General features: G+C 50.1%; 23 protein-coding genes. 13 read left to right on the top strand and 10 right to left on the bottom strand.

The features are described from left to right. Positions 1 to 9 precede the first annotated feature (9 nt). From H8K38_RS00890 to H8K38_RS00875, 4 genes are all read left to right on the top strand, one after another. Complete coding sequence (locus H8K38_RS00890) at positions 10 to 546, top strand: cytochrome b (RefSeq protein WP_186882908.1); 537 nt, start codon at positions 10 to 12, stop codon at positions 544 to 546. Positions 547 to 566: 20 nt separating this feature from the next. Further along, positions 567 to 1,133 (top strand): YceI family protein, encoded by a 567-nt coding sequence (locus H8K38_RS00885; protein ID WP_186882907.1) that lies wholly within the window; start codon positions 567 to 569, stop codon positions 1,131 to 1,133. A 76-nt stretch (positions 1,134 to 1,209) separates the two neighbouring features. Then, positions 1,210 to 1,779 (top strand): YceI family protein, encoded by a 570-nt coding sequence (locus tag H8K38_RS00880; protein WP_186882906.1) that lies wholly within the window; start codon positions 1,210 to 1,212, stop codon positions 1,777 to 1,779. 108 nt (positions 1,780 to 1,887) lie between these two features. Beyond that, complete coding sequence (locus H8K38_RS00875; protein ID WP_186882905.1) at positions 1,888 to 2,319, top strand: MarR family winged helix-turn-helix transcriptional regulator; 432 nt, start codon at positions 1,888 to 1,890, stop codon at positions 2,317 to 2,319. Between the two features lie 100 nt (positions 2,320 to 2,419). Here the strand turns inward: H8K38_RS00875 and H8K38_RS00870 are convergent, their stop codons facing one another. From H8K38_RS00870 to queA, 7 genes are all read right to left on the bottom strand, one after another. Next, positions 2,420 to 5,506 (bottom strand): efflux RND transporter permease subunit, encoded by a 3,087-nt coding sequence (locus tag H8K38_RS00870; RefSeq protein WP_186882904.1) that lies wholly within the window; start codon positions 5,504 to 5,506, stop codon positions 2,420 to 2,422. Next, the gene (locus H8K38_RS00865; RefSeq protein WP_186882903.1) at positions 5,503 to 6,765 is read right to left on the bottom strand and encodes an efflux RND transporter periplasmic adaptor subunit; all 1,263 of its coding nucleotides are present in this window, start codon (positions 6,763 to 6,765) and stop codon (positions 5,503 to 5,505) included. Before H8K38_RS00865 ends, H8K38_RS00870 begins: the two co-directional genes overlap by 4 nt. Before the next feature lie 302 nt (positions 6,766 to 7,067). After that, positions 7,068 to 8,090 carry a protein translocase subunit SecF gene (secF, locus tag H8K38_RS00860; RefSeq protein WP_186882902.1) on the bottom strand — a complete coding sequence of 341 codons (1,023 nt, stop codon included), beginning with the start codon at positions 8,088 to 8,090 and terminating at the stop codon, positions 7,068 to 7,070. A gap of 33 nt (positions 8,091 to 8,123) precedes the next feature. Continuing rightward, the gene (secD, locus tag H8K38_RS00855; protein ID WP_186882901.1) at positions 8,124 to 10,004 is read right to left on the bottom strand and encodes a protein translocase subunit SecD; all 1,881 of its coding nucleotides are present in this window, start codon (positions 10,002 to 10,004) and stop codon (positions 8,124 to 8,126) included. A gap of 77 nt (positions 10,005 to 10,081) precedes the next feature. Continuing rightward, complete coding sequence (yajC, locus tag H8K38_RS00850) at positions 10,082 to 10,348, bottom strand: preprotein translocase subunit YajC (protein ID WP_255422803.1); 267 nt, start codon at positions 10,346 to 10,348, stop codon at positions 10,082 to 10,084. Positions 10,349 to 10,584: 236 nt separating this feature from the next. Further along, positions 10,585 to 11,718 carry a tRNA guanosine(34) transglycosylase Tgt gene (gene tgt, locus H8K38_RS00845; protein ID WP_186882899.1) on the bottom strand — a complete coding sequence of 378 codons (1,134 nt, stop codon included), beginning with the start codon at positions 11,716 to 11,718 and terminating at the stop codon, positions 10,585 to 10,587. Positions 11,719 to 11,790: 72 nt separating this feature from the next. Continuing rightward, positions 11,791 to 12,834, bottom strand: a complete 1,044-nt coding sequence (queA, locus tag H8K38_RS00840) for a tRNA preQ1(34) S-adenosylmethionine ribosyltransferase-isomerase QueA (protein WP_186882898.1) — start codon at positions 12,832 to 12,834, stop codon at positions 11,791 to 11,793. A 122-nt stretch (positions 12,835 to 12,956) separates the two neighbouring features. On the opposite strand from queA, the gene recG reads away from it, so the two are divergent. The 4 genes from recG (at position 12,957) to H8K38_RS00820 (ending at position 17,777) form a co-directional block, all read left to right on the top strand. After that, positions 12,957 to 15,080, top strand: coding sequence for an ATP-dependent DNA helicase RecG (recG, locus tag H8K38_RS00835; protein ID WP_186882897.1), 2,124 nt, complete (start codon positions 12,957 to 12,959; stop codon positions 15,078 to 15,080). A 4-nt stretch (positions 15,081 to 15,084) separates the two neighbouring features. Next, positions 15,085 to 15,579, top strand: a complete 495-nt coding sequence (locus H8K38_RS00830; protein WP_186882896.1) for a GNAT family N-acetyltransferase — start codon at positions 15,085 to 15,087, stop codon at positions 15,577 to 15,579. A gap of 114 nt (positions 15,580 to 15,693) precedes the next feature. After that, positions 15,694 to 16,608 (top strand): SDR family oxidoreductase, encoded by a 915-nt coding sequence (locus tag H8K38_RS00825; protein ID WP_186882895.1) that lies wholly within the window; start codon positions 15,694 to 15,696, stop codon positions 16,606 to 16,608. A 224-nt stretch (positions 16,609 to 16,832) separates the two neighbouring features. Beyond that, on the top strand, positions 16,833 to 17,777 hold the full coding sequence (locus tag H8K38_RS00820) for a hydrogen peroxide-inducible genes activator (RefSeq protein WP_186882894.1): 945 nt from the start codon (positions 16,833 to 16,835) through the stop codon (positions 17,775 to 17,777). 52 nt (positions 17,778 to 17,829) lie between these two features. On the opposite strand, the gene H8K38_RS00815 is transcribed toward H8K38_RS00820, so the two are convergent. Beyond that, entirely contained in the window at positions 17,830 to 18,615 is a 786-nt protein-coding gene (locus H8K38_RS00815) for a helix-turn-helix transcriptional regulator (protein WP_255422767.1), read from the bottom strand. Positions 18,616 to 19,129: 514 nt separating this feature from the next. Between H8K38_RS00815 and ubiA the strand changes: the two genes are divergently transcribed. The 4 genes from ubiA (at position 19,130) to H8K38_RS00795 (ending at position 21,162) form a co-directional block, all read left to right on the top strand. Continuing rightward, positions 19,130 to 19,996 carry a 4-hydroxybenzoate octaprenyltransferase gene (gene ubiA, locus H8K38_RS00810; protein WP_186882893.1) on the top strand — a complete coding sequence of 289 codons (867 nt, stop codon included), beginning with the start codon at positions 19,130 to 19,132 and terminating at the stop codon, positions 19,994 to 19,996. A 147-nt stretch (positions 19,997 to 20,143) separates the two neighbouring features. Beyond that, on the top strand, positions 20,144 to 20,455 hold the full coding sequence (locus H8K38_RS00805; RefSeq protein ID WP_186882892.1) for a YqjD family protein: 312 nt from the start codon (positions 20,144 to 20,146) through the stop codon (positions 20,453 to 20,455). Positions 20,456 to 20,458: 3 nt separating this feature from the next. Next, positions 20,459 to 20,842: a phage holin family protein gene (locus tag H8K38_RS00800; RefSeq protein ID WP_186882891.1), complete on the top strand. Its 384-nt coding sequence runs from the start codon at positions 20,459 to 20,461 to the stop codon at positions 20,840 to 20,842. A gap of 8 nt (positions 20,843 to 20,850) precedes the next feature. Further along, the gene (locus tag H8K38_RS00795; protein WP_186882890.1) at positions 20,851 to 21,162 is read left to right on the top strand and encodes a YqjK family protein; all 312 of its coding nucleotides are present in this window, start codon (positions 20,851 to 20,853) and stop codon (positions 21,160 to 21,162) included. A 6-nt stretch (positions 21,163 to 21,168) separates the two neighbouring features. On the opposite strand, the gene proC is transcribed toward H8K38_RS00795, so the two are convergent. Further along, positions 21,169 to 21,996, bottom strand: a complete 828-nt coding sequence (gene proC, locus H8K38_RS00790) for a pyrroline-5-carboxylate reductase (RefSeq protein ID WP_186882889.1) — start codon at positions 21,994 to 21,996, stop codon at positions 21,169 to 21,171. Continuing rightward, entirely contained in the window at positions 21,986 to 22,690 is a 705-nt protein-coding gene (locus H8K38_RS00785) for a YggS family pyridoxal phosphate-dependent enzyme (protein WP_186882888.1), read from the bottom strand. Before H8K38_RS00785 ends, proC begins: the two co-directional genes overlap by 11 nt. A gap of 132 nt (positions 22,691 to 22,822) precedes the next feature. Here H8K38_RS00785 and H8K38_RS00780 point away from each other — a divergent pair, with 132 nt between their 5' ends. Then, positions 22,823 to 23,866 carry a type IV pilus twitching motility protein PilT gene (locus H8K38_RS00780; RefSeq protein ID WP_186882887.1) on the top strand — a complete coding sequence of 348 codons (1,044 nt, stop codon included), beginning with the start codon at positions 22,823 to 22,825 and terminating at the stop codon, positions 23,864 to 23,866. The last annotated feature ends 3 nt before the right edge of the window (positions 23,867 to 23,869 follow it).

The following is a 23,869-nucleotide window of genomic DNA, read 5'->3' as shown; positions in this document are numbered from 1 at the left end:
GAATCCCCGATGGCAAACAATGAGCGTTACTCTACAGTTTCAGTGGCACTGCACTGGCTGGTCGCTTTGCTGATCATTGCTGCCTTTTCATTGGGCTGGGTGATGACGGATATGAAAATCAGTCCGACCAAATTGCAATACTACTCTTACCATAAATGGATAGGTGTAACGGTATTGGCCTTAGTTGCGCTGCGCTTACTGAACCGCTTGCTAAGTAAAGCGCCAGACTATCCTGCACACATGAGCGTGTTGCAACAAAAAGCCGCCAGCTACACACATCTGCTGTTGTATGTACTGATGTTTGCAGTGCCATTGTCGGGTTATTTTTACACTTGTGCTGCTGGTTACCCTGTCGTGTATCTGGGCTTGTTTGAATTACCGAGTGTCATCGCGCCTAATCCGGAGATCAAACACAGCCTGAAAGAGTTGCATGAAATGCTGAACTACGGCATGGCGGTTTTAGTTCTCATGCATATCGCTGCTGCATTAAAGCACCAATTCATTGATAAAGACGGTCTGCTGCGTCGCATGATGCCAGGCAAATAATTTCTTACAGAAAGTATCTTATGAAACTCTCAAAATTCTCTAATAAACTCATCGCTTCCGCGATCACACTGGCCGTTGCCATTCCTGCGCTGGCCGCCATGGCAAAGCTCGATAATGCTAAGAGCAATGTGGCTATCGTCTTTAAACAAATGAATGTGCCGGTCGATGCTAAATTTAAAAAATTCAGCGCGAACATCGATTACAACGGAGCAAAACCAGAAACATCGAAAGCAAGTGTTGAGATCGAACTCGCCAGCTTTGATCTGGGCGATCCTGAATACAACAAAGAAGTTTTGAAAAAAGAATGGTTTAACGCCGCACAATTTCCGAAAGCCAGTTTCGTTGCCACCACAATGAAAGCCAGCGGACCGGGCAAGCTCGACGTTAACGGCACGCTCACCATCAAAGGTAAAAGCAGCAACGTCAGTTTTCCACTCAACGTCAAGCAAGATGGTAAAAATCAGATTTTTGACGGCAGCCTGCCGATCAAACGTCTGGCATTTAACATCGGCGAAGGTGAGTGGAAAGATACCGGCATGATCGCTGACGAAGTTGTCATCAAGTTTCATGTAGTCACCACGCAGTAACCCAGCAACTCAGTTTGTAAGCTATACATCAGAAAATCATCGGTCTCATACTTTGACCATTTAATCAGGAGCAATTATGAAATTCAGCAAATTAATCATCGCCGCTTTGGCTATCAGCGCGGCGCCAGCATTCGCACAAACATACAACATCGAACCAAACCACACTTACCCAAGTTTTGAAGCTGATCACATGGGCATTTCCGTATGGCGTGGTAAGTTCAATAAAACCAGCGGTAAAGTAGTGCTTGATCGTGCGGCAAAAACAGGTACTGTCGATATCACTATCGATGCATCCTCTATCGATTTCGGTCATGAAAAAATGAACGAACACGCAAAATCAAAAGACATTTTCAACGTCGCTCAATTCCCGACTGCGACCTACAAAGGTACTTCGATCAAATTTGAAGGCGACACACCAGTAGCAGTTGAAGGTAACTTCACTTTGCTGGGCGTCACTAAGCCGCTGACATTGAAAATCAATAAATTCAAGTGCATCCAGCATCCTATGTTCAAGAAAGAAGCATGCGGTGCCGACGCTTCTGCTGAATTCAAACGTACAGACTTTGGTCTGAACTACGGTATGGCGTATGGTTTTGCACCAGAAGTTAAACTGGCAATTCAGGTTGAAGCCATCAAAGCTGACTAAGTGGATTAATTCTCTAGGCACGATGTTTTACATCGTGCTGAGCAGCTGAATGACCAGGCCGATCCTATGATCGGCCTTCTATTTTGAGTGTTGAATCGAGTGTTAACTATGGGTAAACGATTTCTCCGCAGCATACGTATGCTGGCCGAATGCATGCAATTATTTGAGCAGATATCCACTGCCAAAGTCCGGCAATTCGGATTGACGCACTCCCAGTTTGACATCATCGCTACCCTGGGAAATACGCAGGGTATGACATGCAAAGAACTCGGTGAAAAAACTCTGATTACCAAAGGCACGCTGACCGGTGTGCTCGACCGGCTGGAGCAGAAAAAACTGATTTCCCGCGAGCGGGGCTGCAATGACCGCCGCCAGTTTTTTGTGAAGCTGACGCCACTGGGTGAAGCCAGCTTTGATGAAGTTTTTCCGCATGTGGTCGCAGAAGGCGACAAACATTTTGCTGATTATTCAGAAGCCGATTATCAGGCGTTGGAAGATGCGCTGGAAAAACTCAAACAGCATTTCAGTACCGAGAAATAATATATACATACTCCCCCCAGTATATAAAAAGGCCTAATGTTTCTGCAGACATTAGGCCTTTTTTATTAAAATGATGGGGGAGTATCTGTATTTTCCGGTTTTACAGATGATCTCCGACGATAGGGCCTTTGCCACTGAAGCGATCCAGCGCCAGATAAATCACAGGTGTAATGAACAGCGTAATCGCCTGTGAAAAAATCAAACCACCGACCACCGCAAGCCCCAACGGCTGACGCAGTTCGGCACCAGCCCCCAAACCCAGCGCGATTGGCAAAGCACCGACCAGCGCTGCCAGTGTCGTCATCATAATCGGACGGAAACGCTGAATACAGGCTTCGCGTATTGCCTCTGCCGGCGTCATGTTCTGATGCCTTTGTGCATCCAGCGCGAAATCGATCATCATGATCGCATTCTTTTTCACGATACCGATCAGCAGCAAAATACCGATGGTTGCGATCAGCGTCAGGTCTTCGCCGAACCATTTCAGTGTCAGCAAAGCACCCACCGCAGCCGATGGCAAGCCAGCGAGAATCGTAATCGGATGGATGAAGCTTTCATACAGTACGCCGAGCAAAACATAAATCACCAGCAGCGCCGCAACGATCAGCACAACTTGTCCGGATTGCGAATTTTTAAACACCGCCGCATCACCGCCATAGCTGGTGATGATGGAGGTCGGCAATTTAATCTCTTCCCGGTATTTTTCAATACGATTGGTTGCCTCACCCAATGCGGTATCCGGTGCCAGATTAAACGAGACCGTCACCGCCTGTAACTGACCAACGTGATTAATCGAGGTCGGGCCGACCGTACGTTTGACGGTTGCAACGCTCGACAGCGGCACCAGTGTTCCGGTATTGCTGCGGACATAAATACCGTTGATCGCGCTTTCATCTTTTTTGGCATCCGGTGCGACTTCCATGATGATCTGATAGCTATCAACATTCGTATACATCGTCGATACCTGACGTTCACCAAAAGCACTGTACAAAGCAGAACGTATGCTGTCCATGCCGACACCCAGCGTGTTCGCGCGATCGCGATCGATCTCAAGTGATGCCTGCAAGCCTTTCAGTTGCGAATCCGTGGTCACATCTTTAAAGCCAGGATCAGCGCGCAGTTTTTCCTGTAGTTTATTGGCCCAGCTATTGAGCTCACCCGCCTCCACACTTTGCAAAATATATTGGTACTGACTTTTACTTGGACGACCACCGAGCTGCAAGTTTTGCGTTGGTCGCAGGAAGACATTGATGCCAGGAACCGCCGCCAGCTTTTTACGCAAACCATCGACCACTTCTTTCATGGGTTTGCGCTGATCGCGTGGTTTGAGGTTGATGAACATACGACCCGTATTCTGTGAGCCGCTGCCGCCGTTAAACGAGGTTGCAGTCAGTACGCTAGGGTCGTCACGAATAATTTTGGCGACCTGATCCTGCAATGCCACCATTGCCGGGAATGAGGTATCTTCCGCAGCTTCGGTAGAAACGTTGATCTGGCCAATATCCTCTTGCGGGAAAAACCCTTTAGGAATCACGTTAAACAGATACGCCGTTGCCGCGAAAGTCGCCAACGCAATCAACAGCACGATCTTCCGGTGCTGCAACGCCAGATCAAGTCCGTTTGTGTAAACACGCAGCGACGCGTTAAAGCTGCGCTCAAACGTATTGAGCATCGCAGCCACCAGTCGCGAAGGCGCTTTCAGTTCATGTTCACTTTTCAGGAAACGACTCGCCAGCATCGGCACCAGTGTCAGAGAAACAAAGGCAGATGCCAGAATCGCCAGGCTGACAATCACCGCAAACTCATGGAATAACTGACCGATGACGCCAGGCATGAAGAAGATAGGAATGAAAACCGCCACCAGCGAAGTCGAGATGGAAATAATCGTAAAACCAACTTCGCGTGAGCCTTTCAACGCCGCCTTAAACGGCTCTTCACCGTTTTCAACGTGACGCATGATATTTTCCAGCATCACGATCGCGTCATCCACTACCAGCCCGACTGCCAACGTCAGACCAAGCAAGGACACGTTATCCAGCGTATAGCCAAAACCCCATAACAGACTGATCGCGCCAACCAGCGAAACCGGCAGCGATAAAGTCGGAATGATGGTAGCGACCATGCGGCGCAGGAACAGGAAAATGACGATCACCACTAAAAATATCGTCAGCAGCAAAGTCAGGTTTACATCGTGCAAGGCATCGCGGATAGAGATGGAGCGATCATTGACCAGATTCAGTTTGACTGAGGCTGGCAATTGCGCCTGAAAACCCGGTAAAGCGGATTTAATCGAATCAACCACCTTCACCGTATTTGCGTCAGACTGACGCTGAATCGCTAAAGTGATGGAACTTTCACCATTGAAATTGGCAGAAGTTTTCACCTGCTCATAACTATCTTCAACGACTGCAACATCACGCAGACGAACCACTTGTCCACCTTTGTTGCTGACCACCAGATTCGCAAATTCTGCAGCACTCTGCAATTGCTTATTGGCTTGCAGTGTCAACGTCTGCTTATCGCCATCCAGCGTACCGACTGGTGTATTGGCATTCGATGTTTTAATACTGCTCGCCAGTTCATCCAGCGTCAGATTACGTGCTGACAAGGCATCCGGCATCACTCGTATGCGCACCGCATAACGTTTGATACCAAAAATATTCACTTGCGCGACGCCTTCCAGTGTCGACAAACTAGGTGAAATCAGATGCTCAGCGTAACTGGTCAGCTCCGCCAGACTCAGCGAAGGCGAAGTCAGGGCAATGAACAATACCGGCGCATCAGCAGGATTGACCTTGCGATACGAAGGCGGCGATGTCATATCGATAGGCAAGGAACGTTGCGCACGCAGCAAAGCCGCCTGCACATCGACCGCTGCTGCATCGATATTGCGATTCTGATCGAATTCCAGCGTCAGGGAAGTATTCCCTATCGTATTGCTGGAACTGATAATCGATAAACCGGGGATGGTGGCGAACTGCTTTTCGAGTGGCAGCGCAACCGAGGTTGCCATCGTTTCAGGACTCGCACCAGGAAGGTTCGCATTCACGCTGATGACCGGCGTGTCATAGCTCGGTAAAGCGGCAATCGGGATATAGCGGTAGGCCAGAATACCCGCAACGACAATCGACAGATTCAGCAACACCGTCATCACCGGACGGCGGATGAACAACTCAGATAAATTCATGATGCGCTCGCTGCGGATGCCGACGACGCGGCAGAGGGCTTCTCAGATACTTTAGCTGCTGCCGCACCTGATTTGTCACCTTTGCCCGACTTATCGCCTTCTTTTGCGTCAGCGCCGCGCTCCTTCACCAGCGCGCCAGGACGTAAATTCTGCTTACCTTCCAGCACCACTTTTGCGCCAGCCTCAATCCCAGACACGACCGCATCGGTACCAAAACTTTGCGTCACAACGACAGGCTTCAACTCAGCCTTCGATTCGGCATTCACAATATAGACGGACTTGCCACGCGCACCGACAACGACTGCATCCTGCGGCACAACCACCGCATCTTTCAGCGTCTGCACACTCATTTCCAGATTCACATACGCGCCCGGCCACAGTTTCATTTCCTTGTTATCAAACACGGCTTTCACTTTGACGGTACCGGAAGCAGCATCCACGGCGTTATCGACGAACTGCAACTTGCCTTTAAATTTGCTGACCCCGTCCGGCAAACTCGCCGTGACGTAACTGTCCTGACCTTGCATACTTTGTAGCGCGTCCGGCAAATTACGTTGCGGCAGCGGGAAGGTCACTGCAATCGGATTCATCTGTGTAATCGTCACCATTGCTGTCGCTGTTGCGCTGGGCTGAACCAAAGATCCAGGAAAAACGCTGATGATACCGGTGCGTCCTGCCGATGGAGCAACAATACGGTTATAGCTCAGTGCGACGCGGGCAGCGGCAACGGCTGCCTTGTCGGAAGCGACGACGGCCTGCTGCGCATCAACCAGGGTCTGACTCGAATCGAGCGCACTCTGTGCCACGAATTTTTTCGCCAGTAATTCTTTACTACGAGCCAATTGCCGCTGATTGTCGGCCAGCGTCGCCAGATCCTTATCGAGTTGCGCCTGTGCTTTCGCCAGATTCACTTCATCCGTGCGGCTGTCGAGTGTGAAAAGCAAATCACCCGCGCGCACAAACTGCCCCTCTTTGATATGCACCTTCGCCACGGTACTGGTGACCTGTGGCCGGATATCCACTGTATTCAATGCTGACACCATACCGTTCGCCGCGATACGCACCGGGTAATCCCGTTTTTGGGCAACGATGGTAGACACGCTCACAGGACGGCTCTGAGCATCATTTTTGGCTCCGCTTGTTTTACCCGCAGCTAAAGGATCGGCTTTATTTTTTTGAGACGGCGCAACAAAATAATAGGTGCCGCCCGCGAGTGCGGCAATCACCGCAACGATAGTAAAATTTTTCAATTGGCTCATGTTATTTTTATCCTTTGCAGACGCAGTAAGACTGATGCGCAACAAGAAAGTTCTACGTAATTATTTAAAAATAGGCTGAGCTGACGTCAGATCATTCAATTTAATGGCAATAACAGGTTTCAGCTAATTATCTTGCAACACCATTTCGCCGCATGGCGAACAGATCAGAACAACGACAACACTAAGTGTTTTTTACAAAATACCTGCCTGCGGCAAATCCTAACAAAAAAAAAGCCAGCTAGAGTGCTGGCTTTGATTTTAGATACCTATCGTTACATCATAACGACGAATAGAAGCGTTTTTTAAACAACGGCGCCGTCGGTATCGTCTTTTTCCTTGACTGGTTTCACCAGATCTTCACGTTTGACACCCAACCACATCGCGATGGCAGCAGCAACGAAGACAGAAGAATAAATACCGAAGCAGATACCAATCGTCAGCGCCACAGCAAAATAATGCAAGGTCGGGCCGCCAATCAACAACATCGATAACACCATCATTTGCGTACATCCATGAGTGATGATGGTACGCGAGATGGTGCTGGTGATCGCATGATTGATCACTTCTGTCACCGACATTTTTCGCTGAGTACGGAAATTTTCACGAATACGATCGAAAATAATCACGGACTCATTCACCGAGTAACCCAGCACCGCCAATACCGCCGCCAGCACGGAGAGGTTGAATTCCCACTGAAAGAACGCAAAGAAGCCGAGAATAATCACCACGTCATGCAAGTTGGCGAAAATCGCAGCGACCGCAAACTTCCATTCAAAGCGTATCGCCAGATAAACAACCACACCCAGCACCACAAACAACAGCGCCATCAAACCATCATGCGCCAATTCGTCACCGACCTGTGCACCTACCAGCTCCACCCTTTGCAATTTAACCGACTCGTTCTTGGCAGCATCCTGGCACATCATTTTTTCAGTGCCATCCTTCTTTTCTGATCCACTTGCAATCTTTGTTAGACTTCCGCCTTCCACCTTACACAAAGCTTCAAATACAACATCAGAAACAGGAGCTTTGGCGTCCTTCTTGGTTTCAGGCAACCGGATTACCACGTCCTGTGCCTTACCAAAGGTCTGCACTGGCGCATCAACAAACCCCAGACTTTCAACGGTACGACGTATGCCATCAACGTCAGCGGCTTTGGGATACGTGACTTCCATCACTGTACCGCCAGTAAATTCGACAGAGAAATGCAAGCCTTTGTGCAGCAGGAAAAATACGGCGGCGACAAAAGTCAGTGCAGAGATGACATTGAAAATCAGCGCATGGCGCATGAAAGGAATGTCTTTTTTAATGCGGAATAATTCCATAATGAATTCCTGAATTCTTATCTGGGCAATCGGTTATTTGGCTGCATCATCGGTTGGCTTCCAGATCTGACCGATAGAAAGCGAAGTCAGTTTTTTCTGACGACCGTACCAGAGATTCACCACGCCACGCGACACAAAAACGGAAGAGAAAATCGACGTCAGAATACCGAGGCAGTGAACCACCGCAAAACCACGGATCGCACCTGAACCGAAGATCAACAAGGCCAGACCCACAATCAGTGTCGTCACGTTGGAATCGAGAATCGTTGCCCAGGCATGGCCGAAGCCTTCTTCAATCGCCTTCTGCGGTGACCTGCCAGCGCGCAACTCTTCGCGGATACGTTCATTAATCAACACATTCGAGTCAATCGCCATACCAAGCGCCAGCGCAATCGCAGCGATACCAGGCAAAGTCAGTGTCGCTTGCAGCAAGGACAACAGCGCGACCAGTAACAACAGGTTGACGGACAATGCCAGCACACTGAAGAAACCGAACAGCATGTAGTAGATGACCATAAATATCGAGATCGCAGCGAAACCGTATAAGGTTGAATTGCGCCCCTGCTTGATGTTTTCGACACCAAGTTGAGGGCCTATCGTGCGTTCTTCGATAATTTCCATCGGTGCTGCCAGCGAACCAGCGCGCAGCAACAAGGCCAGATCGGCAGAGGCAGCAGCAGTACCCATACCGGTAATCTGGAAGCGTGAGCCCAGCTCATCGTTAATGGTTGGTGCGATCAGGACTTCGCCTTTGTCTTTTTCAAACAAGACAATCGCCATACGCTTACCGATGCGGCTACGGGTTGCCTCGCGCATCTTACGGCCACCATCGCCGTTCAGGTCAACACCTACGGCTGGCTGCTGGTTGTGATCAAAACTGGCGGTCGCACCAGTAATGTAATCACCAGTCACCACCGGGTCTTTGGTCAGAATCAGCAACTCGCCACCACGATTGCCTTTGAACATTTCAGAACCATACGGCACTGGCGTATTCGCATCGACCGGGCCAATCACGCTATCGTCCAGCAAACGCACTTCCAGCGTTGCTGTACGTCCGATGATTTCTTTCGCACGCGCCACGTCCTGTACACCAGGCAACTGCACGACGATACGATCAGGGCCTTGTTGTTGAATAATCGGCTCAGCAACACCGAGTTCATTCACACGTTTCGACAAAGCGGTAATGTTTTGCTTCACGCCTTCGGTCACTACGGCTTGCAAGGCTTCAGGCTTCAGGCTGATAGTGACATTGAATTCTGTATTGTCTGCACTGGCAACGTCAGTCAGATTCACATCTGTCATTTGGGATGCCAATACTGCTTTCGCTGCGGAGCGGGTTTCAGCATCACGGAACTTCACCGAAATGTTGTCGCCATCGCGGCTGATGCCCGCATGACGGATATCTTTTTCACGCAAGACTGAACGCACACTTGATTGCAGCCCCTGTACCCGCTTCGTCAAGACCGCTTTAGTATCCACCTGCATCAGGAAATGCACGCCACCGCGCAAATCCAGACCGAGGTACATCGGCAGCGCGTTCAGACTTTGCAGCCACTTCGGTGTGTTCGGCAACAGATTGAAAGCGACTGTATACGTCGGATCTGTTGCATCAGGATTCAGTGTTTTTTCGAGTATGTCTTTCGCTTTAAATTGCGTATCGGTATCAGCAAAGCGCGCGCGCACAGATCCCTGCATACCGTTAAAGTCAAAGAAAACGCCGTTATCTTTCAGGCCGGATTGCTGCAAGGCTTTCTCGACACGCGCCTTCATGCTTTCGTCAATTTTGACGGTCGATTTTGCGCTGCTGATTTGTACCGCCGGAGACTCACCAAAAAAATTTGGCGCGGTGTACAGCACACCGAATACCAGCGCAATCACAATCAACAGATACTTCCAGAGTGGGTAGCGATTCATAATAAAAATAGAAATGGAAGCTGAAAAGCACAACGCAGCCCGGATATGGATCGGACTGCGTTGCCGGTATTTACTGATTAAATCGCTTTGATGGTGCCTTTAGGCAACAACATAGTGACAGCTACTTTTTGCACAACGATCTCTGTGCCTTCGGCGACTTCTATCGTCACATAGCTCTCATTGACCTTGGTCACTTTGCCGAGTATGCCGCCGGAAGTCACTACTTCATCATTCTTCGCCAGCGCTTCCATCATGTTTTTTTGCTCTTTCTGGCGCTTCATTTGTGGTCGTATCATGAGGAAATATAAGACCACAAACATTAATACCAGAGGCAGGAAACTCATCAGGCCACCATCAGCACCAGCACCAGCACCCGCAGATTGCGCATAAGCGTTAGAAATAAACACGTTCAGACTCCGTTAATTGTATAAATATTATCCAGCCAGTGTTGAGCAAGATAATGATAAATAGTGACGATAAACTACTTTTCAAGCAGTAAAGCGCCACATTCTAGCACTGCTCTCGCTCAGAACTGGCGAAAAAAGCCAGATACAGACTAAGATGCAGGCTAAGAAGCAGACTAGATGCCGCGCGCGCGGTCAGCATGAAACTGCTGCACAAACTCAGGAAAACGTTCGTCATCCAGCGCCTGACGGATGTTTTTCATCAGATCAAGGTAGTAATGCAGGTTGTGTATCGTATTCAGACGTGCGCCCAGAATCTCGCCAGTGCGGTGCAGATGATGCAAATACGCCCGCGAGAAATTTTTGCAGGTATAACAGTCACACGTCGCGTCCAGCGGTTCTTTGTCTTCCTTGTAGCGGGCATTTTTGATTTTCACATCGCCGAAGCGGGTGAATATCCAGCCATTGCGCGCATTCCGGGTTGGCATCACGCAGTCAAACATGTCGATGCCGTTCGCCACGCCTGCCACCAGATCTTCCGGTGTACCGACGCCCATCAGATAATGCGGTTTGTTTTCCGGCAGTTTGGGGCCGGTGTGCGCAAGGATGCGCATCATGTCTTCTTTCGGCTCACCGACCGACAAGCCACCTATCGCAATCCCATCAAAACCCAGCTCATTCAGCCCCGCCAGTGATTCGTCGCGCAAGTGTTCAAACATTCCGCCCTGAACGATACCAAACAGCGCGTTCGGATTTTCACCCTGTCTGAATTCGTCAATAGAGCGCTTGGCCCAACGCAACGACATGCGCATCGATTTACCAGCCTCTTCAGTCGTCGCCGGTCTGCCGTCAATTTCGTAGGGCGTACATTCGTCGAACTGCATCACGATATCGGAATTCAGGGCGCGTTGAATCTGCATGGAAATTTCCGGCGACAAGAACAGCCGCTCACCACTGATAGGAGAAGAAAATTTCACACCTTCTTCCGTGATCTTGCGCATCGCTCCGAGTGAAAACACCTGAAAGCCGCCTGAATCCGTGAGGATAGGTTTATCCCATCCCATAAAGTCATGCAAGCCGCCGAATTTATTCAGCACGCTCAGGCCTGGACGCAACCACAGATGGAAGGTATTGCCAAGAATAATCTGCGCGTCGATTTCTTTGAGTTCCAGCGGTGACATCGCTTTGACTGAACCATAGGTACCAACCGGCATGAAAATCGGCGTTTCGATTTCGCCGTGATTCACTTTCACACGACCCCGGCGGGCTGCAGTCGTTTTATCTTTTTTAATCAGAGTAAATTCAAGCATGATTCTTCCTTGTACGCTCCGCGGAGCACACGGTAATGAGTCGTTCTATGTCTTTTATGTGTCCTGCCTGAATCAGGCTTTCCCGGAGGTATTGGTCAGCAACATCGCATCGCCATAGCTAAAAAAACGATAGCGCTGTGCAATTGCATGCGCATAAGCTGATTTGATTTTATCGTAACCCGCAAACGCCGATACCAGCATCATCAGCGTCGATTTCGGTAAATGGAAATTCGTAATCAAGCGGTCAACAGTTTTAAACACATAGCCCGGTGTAATGAACAATTGCGTGTCCGCACTACCAGCTTCAAGCTGACCACTTTGCGACGCTGATTCCAAGGCACGCATACTGGTGGTACCGACTGCGATGACTTTGCCACCCGCCGCTTTTGTCTGGCGTACTGCAGCTACCGTCTCTTGCGGCACGGTGTACCACTCGCTGTGCATCACGTGTTCATTCAGATTTTCAACCCGCACCGGCTGAAATGTCCCCGCGCCAACATGCAGAGTCACATACGCCAAACCAACGCCTTTTTCCTGGCAGCGTTGCAATAATGCCTGATCAAAATGCAGACCCGCGGTCGGCGCAGCGACTGCACCGGGAACGCGGTTATAGACCGTTTGATAGCGCTGTTCATCAAAGTCATCGGCATCGTGTTCGATATATGGCGGCAAAGGCAGGCGACCATAGGTTTCGAGCAAGGTAAAAATATCGCTTGGAAAAAACAAAGTGAAAAATTCGCCCTGACGTTCACCCACGACTACATCGAACGCATCTGCCAGCCGGATTTTACTTCCCGGTAGCGGCGATTTAGACGCGCGCATCTGCACCAGCACGCTGCGGTTGTCCTCCGTATTCGATAACACGCGCTCAACCAGCAATTGCACTTTGCCGCCGGTTTCCTTGACACCGAAAAAACGCGCTTTGAGCACACGGGTATCATTGAACACCAGCAAATCATCGGCGCCCAGCTGGTCGATCACATCAGAAAAATGGCGGTCCACCAGTTGTTCACCATCGACATGCAATAAGCGCGAAGCGGTTCTGTCCGGCAGCGGCATTTGCGCGATTAATGCATCGGGCAGATCAAAATCAAAATCACTCAGAGAATATTTCATGCGTGGGAAACAAAAAGAGATAGAACAAAATGCTGCATACTGTATAAAAACTCAGTAAAATAAGCTGCAACAGGATTTTCCTGTACAACCGAGCCAACAGCAAAACCCACCATTTTACACCCATGGCAGCTGAAGACCCAAGCGCAAGCACAGAGACGCACGCGTCACCGATCAAAGCAGCCCGCCAGTCAGGAAAAAAAACGTCGTCCAAAGCGGCAGGTAGCGCCAGCAAAGCCAGCGAAAAACTCGCCCGGCTGGGCTTGCGCAAAGACATGGATTTCGTCCTGCATCTGCCTATGCGATATGAGGATGAGACCGCCATTATTCCCATGCATGATGCGGCCTTACGCGGTGGCAGCACCGTACAGGTGGAAGGCGTCGTGACCGCATCGGATGTGCAATATCGCCCGCGCCGCCAGCTGGTTGTCACCATCAGCGACGATAGCGGGCAAGTCGTCTTACGTTTTCTGAATTTTTACGGCAGCCAACTCAAGCAATTAGCGATGGGCGTGCGCGTCAGGGCTCGCGGTGAATTGCGGCATGGTTTTTTTGGTGCGGAAATGGTGCACCCCGGCTACAAAATCGTCAACGAAGGCGCGCCATTACCAACCGCACTGACCCCGGTTTACCATTCTGGCGAAGGCGTGCCACAAGCGCTGCTACGCAAGGCCATTGCGAACGCCATGACCAGGGTCAACTGGCGCGATACCTTGTCGCCGGCACGTTTAGCGGCCTTAGGTTTACAAGGATTCGAGGCTAGCGTACGCACTTTGCACAATCCACCGCCCGATGTCGATCAGTACAGCCTGATGGAGCACGAACATCCGGCGTGGGAGCGCATGAAATTCGATGAGCTGCTGGCACAACAACTCTCGTTAAAACGGGCGCAGATCACGCGCCGTAGCAAAGGCGCAAACGCGCTGCCTGTCACCGGTGAACTCAGTAACGCGTTTTTATTGAATCTGCCTTTTTCGCTGACAGGCGCGCAAGAAAAGGTGCTGGCAGAAATCCGTGCCGATTTACGCGAAACCTTCCCCATGCAACGTCTGTTACAAGGCGATGTCGGCAGCGGTAAAACCATCGTCGCTGCCCTGGCTGCAACACAAGCCATCGACAATGGCTTTCAGGCAGCCTTAATGGCGCCGACAGAAATTTTGGCGGAACAACATTTCAGAAAAATCGCTGCATGGCTGGAGCCGCTGGGCGTGAAAACGGCCTGGCTGACCGGCAGCCTCAGGAAAAAAGAAAAAGAAGCGGCCAATCTGCTGATTGCCTCCGGCGAAGCGCAGCTGGTGATAGGAACTCACGCACTGATACAAGATAACGTGCAGTTCAAAAAACTGGGCTTAGTCATCGTCGATGAACAACATCGTTTCGGCGTCAGCCAACGCCTGAATCTGGCGAATAAAGCCGAGGCGGGAAAAGTCCCGCATCAATTAATGATGTCGGCAACACCGATCCCGCGCACACTGGCGATGACCTATTTTGCCGATCTGGAAGTGTCCGTGATCGATGAATTGCCACCGGGACGCACGCCCATCGTTACCCGCGTGATAGATCAGAACCGCCGCGATGAAGTGATCGCGCGGGTGCATGCGGCAGCGCAGGAAGGCAAGCAAGTGTACTGGGTCTGCCCCTTAATCGAAGAATCAGAAACGCTGCAACTGCAAACCGCGACCGACACCCATGCCATGCTGGCAGCGGCTTTACCCGGCATACAAGTCGGACTGGTACACGGACGACTCAAGCCTGCGGAAAAACAGGCTGTCATGGACGACTTTATTCACAACCGTACTCAGGTGCTGGTTGCCACGACGGTGATTGAAGTCGGGGTCGATGTGCCGAATGCGAGCCTGATGGTGATTGAACACGCTGAGCGCTTCGGCCTCTCACAACTCCACCAACTGCGTGGTCGCGTTGGTCGCGGCGCGGCAGCCAGCGTCTGTCTTTTGCTTTATCAAGGCCCGTTGGGTGGTACTGCAAAACAAAGGCTGGCGACCATGCGCGAAAGCAATGATGGTTTTGAAATCGCCCGTAAAGATTTAGAGTTACGCGGCCCTGGCGAATTTCTCGGAGCACGTCAGTCCGGCGAAGCCATGCTACGCTTTGCCAATCTGGAGACAGATCAATGGTTGGTCGAAAAAGCCAGAAATCTGGCAGCTGATTTATTAAAAAATGACCCGCTCACCGTCGCAGCGCACTTAGAGCGCTGGCTGGGCAACAAAGAAGAATTTTTGAGAGTGTAAATCTATGCTGAATATCGTTAATGTCGACTTCAATAATCCACAACATGCAAAAGACTTGGTCGACATGCTCAATATGTATGCGCTAGACCCTATGGGCGGCGGTGAAACCCTGTCTGATTATGCACAGGCCAATCTCATCAGCGAACTCAAAAAACGCAATACTGTGCGCGCCATTCTCGCTTATGTGAATGATCAAGCTGCGGGTTTCGCAATTTGTATAGAAGGTTTCTCCACCTTTGCCTGCAAGTCTCTGCTGAACATCCACGACTTTGCCGTACACCCTGATTTTCGTGGTCAGGGCATAGGCAATAAAATGATGCAGCACCTGACTTCTCTGTCCGAACAACTGGGTTATTGCAAGATGACCCTGGAAGTACTGGAAGGGAATACACGCGCACAAAATCTCTATCGCACAGAAGGTTTCGCACCGTATGAACTGAACCCGGAATTTGGTGGGGCGATCATCATGCAAAAGAAAATTGGCACATTACCTGTTTAGTCGCCAAGCTCTAAAAAACGGAACTGCCTGCTGCTACATGTCGAAAGAAATAGCATACACTCGACATGTCAGGGCTGAGTCTGCCAACGACTTCAAATTACAACAGGAGAAAAAATGACAATAGATTTCAAAGGCCGTGTCGCCATCGTAACTGGTGCAGGTGGGGGTTTGGGGCGCGAACACGCGCTGGCATTAGCGGCTCGTGGTGCCAAAGTGGTCGTCAACGATCTGGGTGGCGCACGTGATGGCTCAGGTGGTTCATCGGCCGCCGCGTTAGCAGTCGTCGAGGAAATCCGCGCAGCAGGCGGCGAAGCCATTGCGAATGGTGCCTCTGTCACAGATTTTGCCGCCGTGCAGGCGATGGTCGAAGACACGCTCAAACAATGGGGCCGCATTGATATTCTGGTCAATAACGCAGGAATTTTGCGGGATAAAAGTTTTGCGAAAATGGAGCTGGATGACTTTCGGCTCGTGATGGATGTGCATCTGATGGGCGCCGTTCATTGCTGCAAAGCGGTGTGGCCAGTGATGACCGAACAAAAATACGGTCGCATCGTTATGACGACCTCATCTTCCGGTTTATATGGCAATTTCGGTCAATCGAATTACGGCGCTGCCAAAATGGCATTGGTCGGCCTGATGCAAACGCTGGCACTGGAAGGCGCAAAATACAATATTCATGTCAACAGCCTGGCACCGACAGCCGCCACCCGTATGACCGAAAGCCTGTTCCCGCCAGAGTTTTTAGATGCATTAAAACCGGCCGATGTCGTACCAGCGATGTTGGTACTCGCCGCGGAAAGCGCACCATCCAGAACCATACTGTGTGCCGGTGCAGGTAGTTTTGAAGCCGCGAATATCACGATGACGCAAGGCATCTGGGTAGGACGTGAAGGCGATGCGCCAGAACAACTGGCAGCACGACTGACTGAGGTTCGCCAGCGCGACGGTGAAATCGTCCCGGAAAGTGGTGCAGCACAAGGACATCTGGAACTGACCAAAGCGATGAGTCACGCGCAGAAAAAATAAATGCGGTACCGGTAAATCAGAAATCCGTCTTCATCCAGAGCACCTTCGTGACACTGGATGAAGATCATACTCCCGGGGAGTATAATCAATTTTCATGTCTATCCCCCAATAGATACAAGGGCATTAAAATATACTCCCCCCCATATATTTATCCTTGTGCATTCTTCTGAAAATAAATAAATCAGATTGCTGACGCCAGCAAGACTCTGTGCCAAACTAAGCTCATGACACTCACAGAATTAAAATACATCGTCGCGGTCGCGCGCGAGAAACATTTCGGCCATGCAGCAGAAGCTTGTTTTGTTGCCCAGCCGACGCTGTCGGTTGCGATCAAAAAACTGGAAGACGAACTGGGAGTCACGATATTTGAACGTGGTGGCACAGAAGTTTCAACAACGCCGCTGGGCGCACAGATCGTTGCGCAGGCAGAGCGTGTGTTGGAACAGACCGCCGCCATCAAAGAAATCGCCAAGCAGAACAAAGACCCGCTTGCAGGTTCTTTCCGTCTCGGTGTGATCTACACCATCGGCCCTTACCTGTTGCCAACACTGGTCAAAACGATGATCAGACAAGTACCGCAAATGCCGCTGGTATTGCAGGAAAATTTTACGGTCAAATTGATGGAGCTGCTGCGTCAGGGCGAACTGGATGCAGCCATCATGGCGTTGCCGTTGCCGGATCAGGGGCTGATGACGCAACCCTTGTATGACGAACCTTTTGTCGTCGCGATGCCAAGTGATCATGCCTGGGCTGAGCGCAAGGAAGTCTCCGCAGAAGAATTAAAATCTGAAACCATGCTGTTGCTCGGAAACGGTCATTGTTTCCGCGATCAGGTGTTGGAGGTTTGCCCTGAAATGGCAAGATTCTCGACGACTGGCGATGGTATTGCCCGTACCTTTGAAGGTTCCTCTCTCGAAACCATACGCCACATGGTGGCCTCAGGCATAGGCCTGACTGTGCTGCCGATTGCCTCGGTGCCGGATATGAATGCCAAGGATGGCATGCTGCGCTACGTGCCATTCGCTGCCCCTGTGCCAGATCGTCGTGTCGTGATTGCCTGGCGCAAAAGTTTTACCCGCCAGGCGGCCATCGAAGCAATCCATCAGGCAGTGCTGGCCTGCGATTTACCTGGCGTGACCATGTTGGACTTACCGCCCGCAGCGCAATAGCCAGACGATTGCGAATGATACCGATGCGCATCCGTCTGCGACATCGGTAATTCTACTTCTTCGTTGCAATCTGATGAGTAATGCTGCTCATCGCAGGCTTAGATTCAGGACGACGTAAAGCGGTAAACGCAGAAAATTCCCATGAACGGAAACCGACCAGCAAAGTAAAACCATCAATTTCTTCTGGTCGCAGTTTCCGGTCTTCCTGATGCAGACGCGCCAGTTCTGCCACCAATTGCTGAATTTTTTGTACGATTTCCTGCGCACTTCGACTGGAAACCCGGGCCGGCACGCATAGCAAGGTTTCGCCCACATGATCAAAGCGGCCATTGAAATAATCGCTGACGACGTAGTCCCGGAAAAACTGTTGTACCGGGCCATCCGGCAACCAATGAAATGCTGGTGAAACATTCAACCGGTAACGGTTATTCGGCCGCAATTCAATCAATTCCAGTTTATCCAGTGCGACCAGATGCAATATTGTTTCCGCCGGACTGATCTCGTAAGTGTCCACAATCTGCTCTAAGGTCCAGTGGCCAAGACAACAGATTGCCACTAACAATAATTTAGGTTCAGCGATCAGGGATTTTTCCTGCGCCAGCGTCAGATTATCTGAGTGTGGAGCGACGTCCGCCGCCTGACGCAAGACATCCTCCATCGCGATACCTGACGCCTTACATATCTGCGCCAGACGCGACAGACTCATATCTTTCTGACCAAACATGCGCTTAACGCTGGACTCACTCATGCCTATACGTTCGGCCAGAATTTTATAAGTCACACCAGCAGCACGCAGCTCTGTCCGTAACACATTCAGCAGTAATTCAGGTGAACTCAATTGCGCCTCCATCGAATAAGCAGTTCGCGAATAGTATCGTCTTTCAATACCAAGCATCTTGAAAATTTATTCTTTGAACATTTTAATAGTACGAAGTTCACAGTATTGAGAAACTCTTTTTTACTTATCGTCGTCCCTGAATGCCACTCCGGTCATCCAATTCCATCAGGGCTACTTCTCATCTGACATTGAAAGTAAGAAATGAAATCAATCATCCGATATCTCGCTTGTATCTGCGTCACCCTGGCCGTTTTTGCCTCGGGCTATGTGATAGGAAAAACAAGCGACAAACCATTCAAGCCCGCTTGCTCTGCAGCCACAGAAGCCGAATGCCCAGTGAATTACCGCTCGGATACTGATTGGCGACGCGCACCTGCCAACAGAAGCCAATCGTCATTGCTCACCTGAGACATTTACAGGACTGTGCTCAGCCAGGAGGTGCGCTGGAACAAGCGCAAATACAAGCGCAAATCGCACTTATAATGGCGGGGCTAAAATCACTCCGCTTTAAGACATGAACGCTTTACTCTCGCGATTGCAATGGTATTTGAAACTAGTACGGCTCGATAAACCTATCGGCATCGTATTACTGTTGTGGCCAACCCTGATCGCGCTGTGGCTTGCGACAGACGGCGCACCCGATGGCAAACTGGTTGCGATCTTTTGCCTTGGTACTGCACTGATGCGCTCTGCAGGCTGCGCGGTGAATGACTACGCAGACAGAGAGTTCGACAAGCACGTCAAACGTACTGCAGATCGCCCTTTGACCAGCGGCAAAGTATCTGGCAAAGAAGCTCTGCTGATTGCGTTGGTATTATCGTTACTCGCCTTTTCACTCATTCTTCCGCTGAACGCGTTAACGAAACAATTATCCATTCTTGCGGTCGTGATCGCCGCGACCTATCCGTATTTCAAGCGCTTTTTCGGCATCCCTCAGGCTTATCTTGGCATCGCTTATGGTTTCGGCATTCCGATGGCATTTGCCGCAGTACAAAACACCGTGCCATGGACTGCATGGATGCTGCTGGTCGCCAATGTCTTCTGGACTGTTGCGTATGACACCGAATATGCGATGGTAGATAGAGATGATGATCTTAAAATCGGGATCAAAACCTCCGCGATTACCTTTGGTCAGTTTGACGTCAAGGCGATTATGCTCTGTTATTTCGTCAGCCTCGCGATGATCACTTTGATCGGTTACTCTTATGGTCTGCGTAGCTGGTTTTTCGCTGGCATCGCCGTCGCGGCCGCCTGCGCGATCTATCATTACAACCTGATCAAAGACCGCGACCGGATGCGCTGCTTCGCCGCGTTCAGGCACAATAACTGGCTGGGGGCGGCAATCTTTGCTGGTGTTGCTGTTGACTATGTATTACATTAAATGCGACGATCAAAGTAATGAACGCCAGCGCCATAAGCCAGCGTAACAAATAAGTGTCGCCCTGTTTGATCTGTCGCAAAAGCTGTTATGTTGTACTACCTAGACTATCAACAGATACTCTTTATCAACACTTTTAAAGGAAATACGATGAGCTCAATAGAACAGCACAAAGATCAATTGATGCACGATCTGAATCAGGTCATACGCGATGCCGAAGAGATGTTGAAAAATACAGAGCAACAGACAGGTGAAGGCTTCAAATCGGCGAAAGCACGTTTTGAACAAACACTGAAAAATGCGAAGGCGGAAGTTCAACGCGTTGAAGATCTGGTCATTACCAGAACAAAAGATGCGGCAAAAGCAACCGACGTCTACGTGAAAGAAAATCCATGGCAATCTGCCGGCATCGCCGCAGGTGTTGGCTTGCTGCTCGGTTTGCTGATCGGACGTAGTAAGTAACTCATGGCTATTCTCGACTCTGTGGGGAAACTCATCGCGACATTTTCAGGCATCGTCCATACACGCCTGGAGCTGGTTGCGGTCGAAATAGAGGAGGAGCTCAGCCGCTTTTCCTCTATTCTTCTATGGTCATTGACAGCGCTGTTTTGTGCCTGTTGTGCCGTTGTCCTGATTGTGGTTCTGTTGATCGCTGTATTTTGGGACACCCACAGAATTGAGTTAATTTCAGGTCTGATTGCCGTGTTCGCAGTTGCAGCTGCGGGCATTACCTGGTGGATACACCAACAGTTGCAAGCAAAGCCAAGACTGCTCTCACTGACCTTGTCGGAGTTAGAAAAAGATGGGCAGGCACTGCGCGATAAATTTCCTCACTCCACTCCGAACTGAGGAAAATAATGTCGGCTTACAAAGAAAAACTTGCTTTCCGCCGCGAAGCGCTAGTACTGAAGGTACATGCGCAAAGACAGCTATTGTCTTTGCAGACGCAAGAGCTTCAGCAGTCAATCGAGTTTGCTGAATTCAGTCTGAATTGCGCGGCGAAAGTTGTGGTCGCAGTCAGAAAAAAACCAGTATTAGGCGTGGTGCTGGCAGCAGCAGTTTATGTTGTAAAGCCTGCCCGCGCCTTGTCCTTCATAACGACCTCATTACGAGCCTGGCAAACATGGCGCAAACTTGCGCCATTGCTTAAACAAGCTGAAAATCAATAAGGTAGCTTATTCCTGCTGACCAAATTCATCGCCCAGCTCTGTACCTCTGGCTGCGGCGGCTTGAATGGCACGGATGATCGCTTGTTTCACTTCGCTATTTTCCATGCTGGTCAAAGCGGCATAAGTGGTCCCGCCCTTGGAAGTCACCCGCTCCCGTAATACCGCAACGGGTTCATTCGAGTGCATCGCCAGTTGTGCTGCGCCCTCAAAAGTCTCGATGGCAAATTGCGCTCCCTGTTCTGCACTCAGTCCGAGCGCAACTGCAGCCTCCTGCATCGCTTCAATAAAATAAAAGACATAAGCCGGGCCACTGCCGGAAACAGCAGTCACAGCATCAATCAGATGCTCTTCGTCTAACCAGGAAGTCAGTCCGACCGAGCGCAGAATGTCATCTGCGACTTTTTTCTGTTGCTCGCTGACGCCCGGCATCGCATATAAACCAGTAATACCTTTCCCAATCAATGCAGGCGTGTTCGGCATTGCACGGACAATGGTCGGATATGAATTCAGCCAGCGGGAAATATCCGTCGTGCGTATGCCTGCGGCAATCGTAAGTAACAACTGGTGTTGAATGAATGGCGCCAATGCGCCGACGACATCGCGCAATTGCTGCGGCTTAACAGCCAGAACAATCACGTCCATGGTCTGCAAACGCTCATCAATACTTAACGCAGTGGTCACCCCGAATTCAGTTTCCAGCCTGTTTAAAGACGTTTGATTCACGTCGATTAGATGAATATATTCTGGCTCCGTAAAATCTGGCAGCAATCCGCCAATCAGTGCGGACGCCATATTGCCGCCACCGATAAAAGCAATCTTTAATTTATTTTGCATAATTTCTACTCCCAAAAATTCCGGTTCCTATCCTGACCATCGTACTGCCCTCGGCGATTGCAGCATGCAAGTCGCTGCTCATCCCCATCGATAAGGTATCTAAGGAAATTCCCTGCGCCACTATTTTGTCGCTTAGCTCTCTTAAGTGACGAAATGCCTGACGCTGCTGTGCGACGTCGGAGGTTGGTTCGGGCACCGCCATCAATCCCCGCAAGCTGATGCGGGGTAATGCGGCGATTCTTAACGCCAGCGCCACCACGTCTTCCGGAGCGACGCCGCTTTTACTCTCTTCGCCACTAATGTTAACTTGCAGGCAGATATTTAAATCGGCCATGGTTGCTGGTCGTTGCTCTGACAAGCGAACTGCAATTTTTTCTCTGTCTACCGAATGCACCCAGTCGAAATGCTCGGCGATCGGTTTTGTCTTGTTACTCTGTATCGGCCCGATAAAATGCCATTCGAGGTGTAGCTCAGGCGAGTTGCTCTGTATCAGAGTCATTTTTTCTAACGCTTCCTGAAGATAGTTCTCGCCAAAAGCAGTTTGCCCATGCTGCGCAGCCTCCAGAATCGCTTCCGCACCGAAAGTTTTAGAAACAGCTAACAGTCTGACCGACTTCGACGGACGATCAAACCTCAGTTCTGTTGCCCGGATGTCATCAAGTACGGCTTGCAAGTTGTCAGAAATTAAGGACATAATCAGAAAATTTTGTAGGGAACTTCATCAATTTTTTGCTTGCTCTTCTTTATTAGAGCAAAATGCACTACGCTTTGTCGCCGCTTTATCGCGATTGTCATAAAAGACGTACACCAACTACCGGAATTATAAATGGACATTTCTGAACTGCTTGCGTTCTCCGTCAAGAATAACGCCTCCGATCTTCACTTATCATCGGGTCTGCCACCAATGATACGGGTACATGGCGACGTACGTCGAATTAATTTGCCGCCACTCGAGCATAAAGATGTACATGAGTTGATCTATGACATCATGAATGATTCGCAGCGCAAAATTTACGAAGAAACTCTGGAGTGTGACTTCTCTTTTGCGATTCCGGGACTGGCACGTTTCCGTGTGAATGCGTTTAATCAGGAACGCGGCCCGGCTGCCGTTATGCGTACGATTCCATCAAAAATTTTAACGCTGGAACAATTGAATGCGCCGCGTATTTTTGCTGACCTTGCTTTAAAACCTCGCGGTCTGGTTCTGGTTACCGGCCCAACCGGCTCAGGAAAATCAACCACGCTGGCCGGGATGGTGAATCACCTGAATGAGAATGAATACGGACATATCCTGACCGTCGAAGATCCTATCGAGTTTGTGCATGAATCAAAAAAATGCCTGATCAACCAACGTGAAGTCGGCCCGCATACCATGTCGTTTAATAACGCCTTGCGTTCAGCTTTGCGTGAAGATCCTGATGCGATTCTGGTCGGTGAGTTGCGTGATCTTGAAACGATTCGTCTGGCATTGACTGCCGCTGAAACAGGCCACTTAGTTTTCGGCACCTTGCATACGTCTTCCGCTGCTAAAACGATAGATCGTATCGTTGACGTTTTCCCTGCTGAAGAAAAAGAAATGGTCAGATCGATGTTGTCAGAGTCTTTGCAGGCCGTGATTTCGCAAACGCTGCTGAAAGTCAAAGATGGCTCGGGACGCGTTGCTGCCCATGAAATTATGATCGGCACACCCGCGATTCGTAATCTGATTCGCGAAGCAAAAATTGCTCAGATGTATTCTGCAATACAAACCGGTAACAACATGGGTATGCAGACTTTGGATCAGAACCTGACTGATCTGGTAAAGCGCAACGTGATTTCGGTGGGTACAGCACGTGCAGCAGCGAAAATTCCGGAAAATTTCCCAGGTTAATTG

Origin of the sequence: Undibacterium sp. FT79W (assembly GCF_014284215.1) — a bacterium.
In the GTDB taxonomy this organism is placed as follows: Bacteria; Pseudomonadota; Gammaproteobacteria; order Burkholderiales; family Burkholderiaceae_D; genus Undibacterium; species Undibacterium aquatile.
The sequence above is the reverse complement of the archived record's forward strand: the minus strand, read 5'-3'. Positions and strand labels throughout refer to the sequence as shown.

Bases quoted from the DNA above. Each gene is read 5' to 3' on its own strand.
- H8K38_RS00785 (WP_186882888.1), bottom strand. From the start codon at position 22,690: ATGTCCTTAATTTCTGACAACTTGCAAGCCGTACTTGATGACATCCGG.
- H8K38_RS00875 (WP_186882905.1), top strand. From the start codon at position 1,888: ATGGGTAAACGATTTCTCCGCAGCATACGTATGCTGGCCGAATGCATG.
- H8K38_RS00800 (WP_186882891.1), top strand. From the start codon at position 20,459: ATGGCTATTCTCGACTCTGTGGGGAAACTCATCGCGACATTTTCAGGC.
- H8K38_RS00820 (WP_186882894.1), top strand. From the start codon at position 16,833: ATGACACTCACAGAATTAAAATACATCGTCGCGGTCGCGCGCGAGAAA.
- H8K38_RS00865 (WP_186882903.1), bottom strand. From the start codon at position 6,765: ATGAGCCAATTGAAAAATTTTACTATCGTTGCGGTGATTGCCGCACTC.
- yajC (WP_255422803.1), bottom strand. From the start codon at position 10,348: ATGAGTTTCCTGCCTCTGGTATTAATGTTTGTGGTCTTATATTTCCTC.
- H8K38_RS00830 (WP_186882896.1), top strand. From the start codon at position 15,085: ATGCTGAATATCGTTAATGTCGACTTCAATAATCCACAACATGCAAAA.
- H8K38_RS00870 (WP_186882904.1), bottom strand. From the start codon at position 5,506: ATGAATTTATCTGAGTTGTTCATCCGCCGTCCGGTGATGACGGTGTTG.
- H8K38_RS00805 (WP_186882892.1), top strand. From the start codon at position 20,144: ATGAGCTCAATAGAACAGCACAAAGATCAATTGATGCACGATCTGAAT.
- H8K38_RS00780 (WP_186882887.1), top strand. From the start codon at position 22,823: ATGGACATTTCTGAACTGCTTGCGTTCTCCGTCAAGAATAACGCCTCC.
- H8K38_RS00795 (WP_186882890.1), top strand. From the start codon at position 20,851: ATGTCGGCTTACAAAGAAAAACTTGCTTTCCGCCGCGAAGCGCTAGTA.
- recG (WP_186882897.1), top strand. From the start codon at position 12,957: ATGGCAGCTGAAGACCCAAGCGCAAGCACAGAGACGCACGCGTCACCG.
- H8K38_RS00890 (WP_186882908.1), top strand. From the start codon at position 10: ATGGCAAACAATGAGCGTTACTCTACAGTTTCAGTGGCACTGCACTGG.
- tgt (WP_186882899.1), bottom strand. From the start codon at position 11,718: ATGCTTGAATTTACTCTGATTAAAAAAGATAAAACGACTGCAGCCCGC.
- proC (WP_186882889.1), bottom strand. From the start codon at position 21,996: ATGCAAAATAAATTAAAGATTGCTTTTATCGGTGGCGGCAATATGGCG.
- secD (WP_186882901.1), bottom strand. From the start codon at position 10,004: ATGAATCGCTACCCACTCTGGAAGTATCTGTTGATTGTGATTGCGCTG.
- secF (WP_186882902.1), bottom strand. From the start codon at position 8,090: ATGGAATTATTCCGCATTAAAAAAGACATTCCTTTCATGCGCCATGCG.
- H8K38_RS00825 (WP_186882895.1), top strand. From the start codon at position 15,694: ATGACAATAGATTTCAAAGGCCGTGTCGCCATCGTAACTGGTGCAGGT.
- H8K38_RS00885 (WP_186882907.1), top strand. From the start codon at position 567: ATGAAACTCTCAAAATTCTCTAATAAACTCATCGCTTCCGCGATCACA.
- queA (WP_186882898.1), bottom strand. From the start codon at position 12,834: ATGAAATATTCTCTGAGTGATTTTGATTTTGATCTGCCCGATGCATTA.
- H8K38_RS00880 (WP_186882906.1), top strand. From the start codon at position 1,210: ATGAAATTCAGCAAATTAATCATCGCCGCTTTGGCTATCAGCGCGGCG.
- ubiA (WP_186882893.1), top strand. From the start codon at position 19,130: ATGAACGCTTTACTCTCGCGATTGCAATGGTATTTGAAACTAGTACGG.